The organism is Campylobacter sp. RM19073, from assembly GCF_024723495.1.
GTDB classification, from domain to species: domain Bacteria; phylum Campylobacterota; class Campylobacteria; order Campylobacterales; family Campylobacteraceae; genus Campylobacter; species Campylobacter porcelli.
The window spans coordinates 1-9,611 of the sequence record NZ_JANQCT010000033.1 but is presented as its reverse complement, the minus strand read 5'-3'; the positions used below and the strand labels follow the sequence as shown (position 1 = coordinate 9,611).

At 29.0% G+C, this 9,611-nt stretch carries 9 protein-coding genes; all 9 read right to left on the bottom strand.

Translation table 11 applies throughout. The annotated features are described in order from the left end of the window. The coding region (gene rfbB, locus CSUIS19073_RS07720; protein ID WP_337214404.1) for a dTDP-glucose 4,6-dehydratase at positions 1 to 827 on the bottom strand (827 nt) is incomplete at its 3' end. Between the two features lie 2 nt (positions 828 to 829). Next, complete coding sequence (rfbD, locus tag CSUIS19073_RS07715; RefSeq protein WP_086242668.1) at positions 830 to 1,696, bottom strand: dTDP-4-dehydrorhamnose reductase; 867 nt, start codon at positions 1,694 to 1,696, stop codon at positions 830 to 832. A gap of 10 nt (positions 1,697 to 1,706) precedes the next feature. Next, the gene (gene rfbC, locus CSUIS19073_RS07710; RefSeq protein WP_236845316.1) at positions 1,707 to 2,285 is read right to left on the bottom strand and encodes a dTDP-4-dehydrorhamnose 3,5-epimerase; all 579 of its coding nucleotides are present in this window, start codon (positions 2,283 to 2,285) and stop codon (positions 1,707 to 1,709) included. Then, positions 2,266 to 3,150: a glucose-1-phosphate thymidylyltransferase RfbA gene (gene rfbA / locus CSUIS19073_RS07705; RefSeq protein ID WP_086242667.1), complete on the bottom strand. Its 885-nt coding sequence runs from the start codon at positions 3,148 to 3,150 to the stop codon at positions 2,266 to 2,268. Before rfbA ends, rfbC begins: the two co-directional genes overlap by 20 nt. A gap of 186 nt (positions 3,151 to 3,336) precedes the next feature. After that, positions 3,337 to 4,518 (bottom strand): acyltransferase, encoded by a 1,182-nt coding sequence (locus CSUIS19073_RS07700; protein ID WP_086242666.1) that lies wholly within the window; start codon positions 4,516 to 4,518, stop codon positions 3,337 to 3,339. A gap of 92 nt (positions 4,519 to 4,610) precedes the next feature. Beyond that, on the bottom strand, positions 4,611 to 5,300 hold the full coding sequence (locus CSUIS19073_RS07695; protein ID WP_086242665.1) for an L-ribulose-5-phosphate 4-epimerase: 690 nt from the start codon (positions 5,298 to 5,300) through the stop codon (positions 4,611 to 4,613). Then, entirely contained in the window at positions 5,293 to 6,300 is a 1,008-nt protein-coding gene (locus tag CSUIS19073_RS07690; protein ID WP_180379417.1) for an NAD-dependent epimerase/dehydratase family protein, read from the bottom strand. The genes CSUIS19073_RS07695 and CSUIS19073_RS07690 overlap by 8 nt, the downstream gene beginning before the upstream one ends. After that, positions 6,290 to 6,997: an IspD/TarI family cytidylyltransferase gene (locus tag CSUIS19073_RS07685; protein ID WP_086242663.1), complete on the bottom strand. Its 708-nt coding sequence runs from the start codon at positions 6,995 to 6,997 to the stop codon at positions 6,290 to 6,292. The genes CSUIS19073_RS07690 and CSUIS19073_RS07685 overlap by 11 nt, the downstream gene beginning before the upstream one ends. Position 6,998: 1 nt before the next feature. After that, entirely contained in the window at positions 6,999 to 9,569 is a 2,571-nt protein-coding gene (locus tag CSUIS19073_RS07680) for a glycosyltransferase (RefSeq protein ID WP_086242662.1), read from the bottom strand. Between the last annotated feature and the right edge of the window lie 42 nt (positions 9,570 to 9,611).

Below are 9,611 nucleotides of genomic sequence, written 5' to 3'. Positions count from 1 at the left end.
CTCTTATCCAATATTTCACAAATTGTGTTAGCTATCTCTAAATTTGTTCTTTCATTTCGGCCGCCAATATTATAAGTATTGCCTCTTACTCCATTATGATAAACTAAATCTATGCCTTTGCAGTGATCTAGTACATATAGCCAATCGCGAATATTTTTACCATCGCCATATATGGGAATATTTTTTCCTTGCAAGGCATTGCGAATTATAGTAGGAATTAACTTTTCATCGTGTTGTTTTGGGCCATAGTTATTTGAGCAATTTGTAATAACTGCATTTAACCCATAAGTCTCCACATAAGCTCTAATAATCATATCAGAACTTGCCTTGCTTGCCGAGTATGGCGAATTTGGTGCGTATGGAGTTGTTTCGGTAAATAATCCTATATCTCCTAGTGTTCCATATACTTCATCTGTGCTAATATGATGAAATCTACAACCATCATATTTATTTTTATAATTAAATGGGCTATCCATCCAATATTTATATGCCACATCAACTAAAGTAAAGGTACCATTAACATTGGTATGAACAAATACGCCCGGATTTTTAATCGAATTATCCACATGAGATTCTGCTGCAAAGTGTATAACCCCTTTAATATCATACTCTTTAAATATAAACTCCACTAATTCTCTATTGCAAATATCGCCTTTAATAAATTTAAATCTATGATTATTAAAACATTTATTAAGATTATTTAGATTTCCAGCGTATGTTAATAAATCAAGATTGATTAATATGTAATTTTCATATTTATTTAAAAAATATTCTACAAAATTTGAACCTATAAAACCAGCTGTGCCAGTAAGTAGTATTGATTTCATTATTATAACTCCTTAATACTTTTTATAAATTCTACTAAGCTATCTCTCCAATATGGGATAGCTACTCCAAAATCTTGCTTTATTTTAGATTTATTTAATACAGAATATAATGGTCTAACTGCAATTGTAGGGTAATCCTTGCTCTCAATGGGAAATATTTGACACTTTATCTTACTAATACTAGTTATAGCATTGGCAAAATCATACCAACTAGCTACTCCTTCATTGCTATAATGATATATTTGCGGTTTATCGTTGTTAATTAATGGAACTATATTTAAAATTGTAGTAGCTAAATCTCTAGAATTTGTTGGAGTTCCTATTTGATCAGATACCACTGATAATGGATTATTGGCTTTAATAGCATTTAATATAGTATATACAAAATTTTTACCATAATATCCATATAGCCATGATGTTCTTATGATTATGCATTTTTTTATTTGCATATTAATAAGTATTTGTTCTCCCATTAATTTACTAAGACCATATTTATTAATTGGAAAGGCTTGATCAAATTCGCAATATGGAGAACAATGATTACCATTAAAAACATAATCAGTAGAGATATGTATAAATTTAATATTATTATCATGAGCTATTTTACCTAAATTTTCTACAGCTTTATAATTAACTAATTTAGCATATTCAAATTCTTCCTCAGCCTTATCTACATTAGTATATGCGGCACAATTTATAATAACAGTAAAACTCTTAGATTTGATAAATTCTTTAGTTTCATTAAAGTTTATAATATCAATATCATTTTTGCCAAGAAACATAAAAGAAAAATTTGAGTACCTATTTGACAAATATCGAAACTCGCTACCAAGCTGCCCATAAGCACCAAAAACTAAAATTCTTTCCATAGTTTTATACTTAAAAATCAAATGGACTAATTATATCTGATAACATCGGCTGAGTCTTATCTTTATCGCTTAAAATCAATTTATTTTCATCAAATTCCAGATCAATTCCGATTTGTGGATCGTTATAAGCAATTCCACTATCATGTTCAAAACTATAATAGTTGTCAGTTTTATAACTAATGATTGTATTGTTTTCTAAGGTTAAAAAACCATGAGCAAAACCCTTTGGTATAAAAAGCATCTTCTTTGATATTCCATCTAAATTTATTTTTAGATATTGTCCAAAATTTGGGCTATTCTTACGAATATCCACAACTATATCACATATTGAACCAGAAATAACTCTTACTAATTTTGCTTGAGTAAATGGAGGTTTTTGATAATGTAACCCTCTAAATACCCACAAATTTGATTTACTTTCATTATCTTGAACAAAGTCAATATTATAGCCTAGAAATTCCCTAATTTTATCCAATCTAAAACTTTCTAAAAAATAACCTCTATCATCTTGATATATATTTGGTTCGATTAAGACAATATCTGGTATTGATAATCTAGTAAATTTCATTTTATTTTTCAGAAATTTCATTAGCTCGTTTAAGCAAATACTGACCATATTGATTTTTTTTCAAAGGTTCAGCCATTTTTAACAACTGCTGTTTATTAATATATCCTAAATCATAAGCTATCTCTTCTAAACATGCTATTTTTAAAGATTGTCTATCTTCAATTGTTTTAACAAAAATACTTGCTTCTAAAAGAGAGCTATGGGTTCCAGTATCTAGCCAAGCAAATCCTCTGTTCATAACTTCCACATTTAACCTGTTTTCATCTAAATAAAATTGATTAAGCGTGGTAATCTCTAATTCTCCTCTATTGGATGGTCTAACCAATTTGGCTTTTTCTACCACATCATTTGGATAAAAATACAATCCTGTAACCGCATAGTAACTTTTTGGATTAGCTGGTTTTTCTTCTATGCTTACTGCTTTGCCATTTTTATCGAATTCAACAACGCCATATCTCTCAGGATCATTAACATAATACCCAAATACTGTAGCATAATTTTGTTTGATAGCCTCTTTGGCTTTGAATAATAAATTTCTTAGCCCATGACCATAATATATGTTATCACCTAAAATCAAACAAGCACTACTTCCGTCTAAAAATTCTTCACCAATCAAAAAAGCTTGAGCTAATCCATCTGGACTTGGCTGAGCAGCATAAGAAAGCTTTATTCCCAAATTTGCCCCATTACCCAATAACTCTTCAAATCTAGGCAAATCTCGTGGCGTGGAAATTATAAGTATATCTCTAATGCCCGCTAACATTAGCACAGAAAGCGGATAATATATCATAGGTTTATCATAAACAGGTAAAATTTGCTTACTTGCACCTTTTGTGATTGGATATAACCTAGTTCCACTACCACCTGCTAATATGATACCTTTCATAATGGATAATCTCCTACCTAAAAATAACTTAAGCTATGGAATTATACTATACTTTTTGTAAAAATTTATTTAATAACCTTGCCATAATTAATATCAATAAACACCGTAACAATCTTAACTTTAAGAATTATATGCAACTACTTATCTCAAATATTAAGATTTTTTATAAATATGATTTTGCTATTGCTAGTTATATTTATGTTCTCTCTTGATTTTCATAGCTTCAAAAATAAATTTAATATACCCGCCTTTATAACGATTTTTATCAGCTTTTATAAGAGCTTGACCGAGTTTATAACTTAGATGACTTTTAGCTCTTAAAGCTTTTTGATAATTATTCTCTAAATTGTGCATATTTGCATTTTGTTTCTCAATTTTATCTTTCATATTTTTAATTTCTTGTTCTTTAGATATAAGTTTGTCTTTTAGAATTTTTATTTCTAATTCTAATGAAGATGGCTGAGAAGGTTGCGAAGCAACTGACTTTGATTGGGTAGTTAAAGTAGGTTTTATCTCTTCAAATTTTAAAAGTTTAAATTTGTTTTCATATTTTGGCAATGGAATATCATAAGGCATATCTTTAAAATAGGCAAAGCGATTTTTATTTTTATTACAATAAATCGCATCATAGATAAATTCAAGCTTTTCAAATGCGGTTTTAAGACTATCAAGTTTTTCTTCAATAGCTTTTGGGGATAAAAACTCGGCTTTGTTATAGGTAAATTTAAAATCATCATTTGGTATATTTGAATGTTTTAAAGTTTGTTCTTTTGTCCATTGACCAGCAAATGGACTATCCCTAAGCCAAAATAGCTCATTTTTTATCTCTTTAGCCGGAATGCCAGCATTTGCAGTATTAGAATAGAATATCTTAGTAGCTAAACTTTTAGTACCTATAATGGCTCCAGATGCTACAAATGAACCTTTATAAATAGTCGCCTCCATTCCACACCAAACATGATCTCCAATATATACACTTTTAGAATAATTAACTCTATTATTTGTATTGCAATCCATAATCAAATGATGATCTGTGGATGTAACTACTGTACTCCAAGAAAACATACAATCTCTGCCAAATATTATGTTTTTTGCTTCAAAAGGTCTTATTGTCACTCCACCAAAACTAGAATTGTCATCAACAAATAAAACACTATCACTACTCATGGCGGTTTGTTGACCTGAAATAATTGTATTATTACCTATGAATGCCAGCGCATTGTTTCCATAAAAGCAAATATTTATATTTTTACTACCTCCAGCAAAAAATATAATATTATTCTTACCTTTAAAATCTAGTTTTAAATTTACCTGCCTAGAAAGATCTCCATAAACCACATTTCCATTCTCTTTAGTATGTTTTTGCATCTTTCGCCTTTGAGAAAATCTTTGGCGGTAGATTATCAAAAAAAAAAAATGAAATTATAATAAATATAGTTTAGTCTATAAAATTTTATAGACTAAATATGCTTTTGTCCATAATACGCATTTTTACCATGTTTTCTGCTATAATGCTTATCCAAGATATATTTTGGAAAATTTTTTATATCTGGATTTAATTGTATAGATTGATAATTCATTTTAGCTAGCTCCTCTATCACGACAGCATTATGTATAGAGTCGCCAGCACTCTTACCCCAAGCAAACACCCCATGACTTCTTACCAATACTCCTGGAATTGCCATATAATCAATACCTTTAAAAGCTTCTATTATTACTTTTCCAGTATTTTTTTCGTAATTTTCTACTACTTCTATTTCATCTAAATGACGTGTAATGGGGATTGCTCCATAAAAATAATCAGCATGAGTGGTGCCTAGGGCTACTATTTCGCAACCAGCTTGGGCAAATGAGGTAGCATAGTTGGAGTGTGTGTGCGTGATGCCTTTAATATTTGGAAAAGCCTTATATAATTCTAAATGAGTCAAAGTATCAGAAGATGGATTATATTTCCCATCAATTTTATTTCCATCTAAATCTAAAACAACCATATCATCGGCTTTCATTTTATCATACTCTACACCAGAAGGCTTAATAACGATGTAATCTCCATCTCTAGCTGATACATTTCCCCAAGTAAAAATTACTAAATTGTACTTAACAAGCTCTAAATTAGCTTTAAAAACTTGCTCTTTTAACTCTTTAAGCATTTATCGACTCCTTTTTGATACGAAATGTGTGTTCTAAGCCAACATTTATGTCATATAGTGGCTTCCATCCTATATTAATTAGCTTTTGAGCTGATAGAACGGAATCTGCTTGTTTGGAGTATCCTTTTTGCTCTATCTCATCTGGTAATTCAAATTTAAGATTTACATTGGCTATATTTGCTAAGATTTGAGCATATTGAGCTATTGTGACTATTGAATGCGGATTTGCGATATTATAAACTTCAGATTTTACACCATTTAATAATATAAATAGCAAGGCACTAACTGCATCAGCTACATAGCAATATGTTCTACGCTGAGTTCCTTTGCTTTTCATAGCTATATCTTTGCCTAAAAGAGCATTTCTTAAAAATTGCGCATCTGCTCTAGAGTTATCATCTGTAATTGTATGTCCATATACATAACACAGCCTAGCAATGTTTGTATGTATTCCAAATTGATCGCAATATGATACGCACAGAGTTTCAGCGGCTCTTTTAGATACAGGATAGCAAGAACGGGCTATCTTAGTATCAACCACCCCTAAATCATCTTCTGTAAAATCATGGTCTATATTATTTCCATAAATTTCACCGCTTGAAAGGTATAAAAATTTAGAATTTGAATTTTTAGACATTTCTAAAAGATTGATTGTTCCAAACAAATTAGTCTTCATAGTGCCGACTGGATCTTGTGAAAACGCAAGTGGATGAGCATTGCTGGCAGCATGAATAATATAATTAAATTTATTATTGATTTTTAAAGGCTCATTTAAATCTTGTTCTATTAGTTTAATATTTTGGTTATTAAATCTAAATTTAAGCTTATCAATAGATCTTGACATAGCATATACTTTAGCTCCGGTGAAGCTCAAATAATCAACTAAATATGAACCAATTAATCCATTTGCTCCTGTAATTAGAAATTTCTTATCTTTAAAATTATAATTTAATAATTTAGTAATTTTATTATATTCATCCATTAGAATGTTAGGTATCATTTTTGTTTCCATTTAGTAAAGCTTTAAATATTTCCATATCTTCTAAAGTAGTTAATTTTATATTCTTCTCTGAGCCCATAGAAAAATATACCTTTTCACCTATTTCAATCATCAATGTGCAACTAGCTATTGAATTTACAATTCCTAGTTCAGAGGCTTTTTTATGGGTATTCTTAATAATACCTAATCTAAATCCTTGCGGGGTTTGAGTTCGTTTTAAATTATCTCTAGGATACGAAGATTCAGAACAAATACTATCTTTTGTCTCGAGCATAGCTTCTTGACAAGGAATACACGCAATTGCATTGCCTTGTTTCTTTGTGGTTTCGATACAATCTGAAATAATATCTTTTGATAAATTTGGTCTAATGGCGTCATGGATTAATACTATAGTATCATCATCATAATGCTCTGCTAAGCCCATAATCCCGTTTTTGATAGATTCTTGCCCAACAGCACCAGCTGGAAATATATGTTTTAATTTTGTGATCTTATACTGCTTAGCGTAGCTTTCCAATATGTGTTCCCACCCATCAAGGCATACAACAGCTATAATATCTATCTCTGGATGATTTTCAAATTTTTCCATAGTATATGCGATAATTGGCTTATCATAAACTGTTAAAAACTGCTTAGGAATCGCTTGTTGCATTCTAGCACCCACTCCGCCTGCTATAATTAGACCGATTGTAGCCATTTTATACCTCTCCTTTTTCTAAAAATTTAATAATTTCATCGTAAATATTTTCAGAAGCGGTTTTACCATTAATTTTTCCGAAATACTGTTTTACAAATTCTGTTCGTTCTTCTTTTTTGTAGTCATTTCCATTAATTACAACATCTTGAATAAAGTGTTCTATATCTAAAGTTAGATTATTGCTTGTACTATATACATTTTCAAAAATTTCTTTACCAAATTCATTTAAATTTAATCTAGAAGTTTTTGTTGATGTATAAAATAAAGGCTTATTAACGGCTGTATATTCGGCCAAAAATGAACAAGAATCCATAATCATAGCATCTGAAGTTAAAAACAAATCTATAAACTCGTCTTCAAATACTTGAGTATTTTCTCTAGTTTGCCATTCATTAAAGTATAGATTTGTTCTATGTTTTCCCCATTCTTTATAAAGATTTTGTTTAAGCATTGGGTGTGGTCTAAAAGCAATTTGAATTTGATCTGCATATATATCAGCTATTTCTAGCATAGTATTATAAATTTCCCAAAATGCATTACAGCAATACATATCCTTTGAAGTCATTTTGTTATAATGAGGAGCCCATATAATTTTCTTTTTTATACTATTTTGTATTTTCCAAGGATTAGCAGGCTGATAATCTTTATCAAAAAAAGATTCTATTTTTGGACTTCCTACAATTCTGATATTATTACCTCTATTTTTCATTAAGGGAATAGCCATTTTTTTATGAAAATAAGTTTGGCGAAAATACAGATCAACCATATTATTTAACTCGAATACAACAACCTTATTCTCTTGCATAACATTAAAACCATAATCATTAAGCATTGTTATTTTATCTAGAAAATTTGTAATATAAAATTCATTAAAAAAATGTGGCTTCCAAAAATCAGAATAAAATATTATATCTGGGTTAATTTTGTTTTTAAAATCTAGTACTTTATGGGTATTTAAATCAAAACCAGATATTGGCTCATAACCCTTATTCCTTAATTCTTTCAAGGTTTTTATCAAATAATGAATCATAGTTTCTTCGCCTTGATAAGGGTCTGGCATTACCACTATTTTAACATCAAAACGATTATCTTTATTTAAAATATTATATAATGAGTCAAAATTCCACATTCCTGGCCTAGATGTTAATAGAGCTATGGTAATTTTTTCACCATTTTTAAATTTATTTATAATGGCATTTCTGTTTATTTTATTTTTTTCAAGTATTTTTGTCTTTTCTTCAAATTTATTCTTTTCCAATATTCTGTTACGATAATTTTTAATTTTTGCATACAATCTTTGTAAAGTAAGAAAATTAATATTTATATCTTTTTCATTGGTACGAACGGATAAAAATGGAATAGATAATAGATAAATATTGTAATTACCTGGACTTATAGTTTTAATGTCGCATAATCTCAATCCAAAAAGTTTTAAACCAAATAATCTTGGGAGTTTGCTTTGTGTAAAATATTTATGGCCTTCAATAGCAAGATTAATGTTTTTAAAATCTTTATTAAATTTTTCAAATTTATCACAAGGTAAATATCCATTATATACGCCATATGTTAAATAATGAACAATAGGCAAATATCCGGCCTCTAATACTTCTGGATATTTATTTAAATAGTATTTTTCATCCCAATAAATAGAATTCTTGGTTTTATCAAATTTATTTTTTAAAGCTCTAAACCACCAATTTTCATATAATTCATCTGTTAAATATTCTGGATATTCAGTTTCTAGTCGATAAATTTCATAAAATTGAATCACTCTTATATCTAAAATTAATTTATCATTATTTTTAATTTGTTGGTTTTCGTGTATTCTATATGTTCCTAAAATATCTGGTAAAACTTTATACTTGCCTATTTTTAACAACTGAATATGAATAGCCCAGTCATCAATAGGATACATAGCATTATTTAAATCTACTTGTTTTAGTAAATCTAATCTATATAGTCCAACATTTGGAATTTTATTTCCATGCCATAAATCAGCATATGTTATCGCCTCTACTTTTCTCCAATCACACCTTTTAGCATAATCATCTTGGAAACTTCTACTAAGGTCATATGTGCTATGCTCAACAGTGGTATAAAAAATAAATTTTGATAGCCTGGTAGCCACATGTCTATTTTCATCCATTGCAATAACATTAGATGATGAATCTATAAGATCATTATCTCCTACGCATAAAATATAATCTGGATTATTTTTTAAAAATTCATACTCTATCTCTATAGTATTTGGTTTAGCTAAATCATCTGAAGCAATGTTCATATAGTATTTTCCAGTTGCAAGAGATATTAATTTAGCATTGGTTTTAGTGCAACCAATATTTTGTTGTTTTTCAAAATGTATATTGGTAAATCTTTTTTTGCACTCATCTTCTAATTCCAATATTTTTTCCCATGTCTTATCGGTAGATCCATCATCTAATATAATTAATTCTATATTTTTATAAGTTTGATTTATGATAGATCTAATAGTCTCTTGAATATAGTTTTCGTGATTATAAGCAGGAATACCTACAGATACTAAATCTTCTTCTAACATATTATCGTTTTCCATATAATTCTCCTTTTAACGCGTCATCTTTCTATCAACTCAATC

What these genes read in the sequence shown, in the direction of transcription:
- CSUIS19073_RS07690 (WP_180379417.1), bottom strand. Translation starts at nt 6,300, where the DNA reads ATGATACCTAACATTCTAATGGATGAATATAATAAAATTACTAAATTA.
- CSUIS19073_RS07695 (WP_086242665.1), bottom strand. Translation starts at nt 5,300, where the DNA reads ATGCTTAAAGAGTTAAAAGAGCAAGTTTTTAAAGCTAATTTAGAGCTT.
- rfbA (WP_086242667.1), bottom strand. Translation starts at nt 3,150, where the DNA reads ATGAAAGGTATCATATTAGCAGGTGGTAGTGGAACTAGGTTATATCCA.
- CSUIS19073_RS07685 (WP_086242663.1), bottom strand. Translation starts at nt 6,997, where the DNA reads ATGGCTACAATCGGTCTAATTATAGCAGGCGGAGTGGGTGCTAGAATG.
- rfbC (WP_236845316.1), bottom strand. Translation starts at nt 2,285, where the DNA reads ATGAAATTTCTGAAAAATAAAATGAAATTTACTAGATTATCAATACCA.
- CSUIS19073_RS07680 (WP_086242662.1), bottom strand. Translation starts at nt 9,569, where the DNA reads ATGGAAAACGATAATATGTTAGAAGAAGATTTAGTATCTGTAGGTATT.
- rfbD (WP_086242668.1), bottom strand. Translation starts at nt 1,696, where the DNA reads ATGGAAAGAATTTTAGTTTTTGGTGCTTATGGGCAGCTTGGTAGCGAG.
- CSUIS19073_RS07700 (WP_086242666.1), bottom strand. Translation starts at nt 4,518, where the DNA reads ATGCAAAAACATACTAAAGAGAATGGAAATGTGGTTTATGGAGATCTT.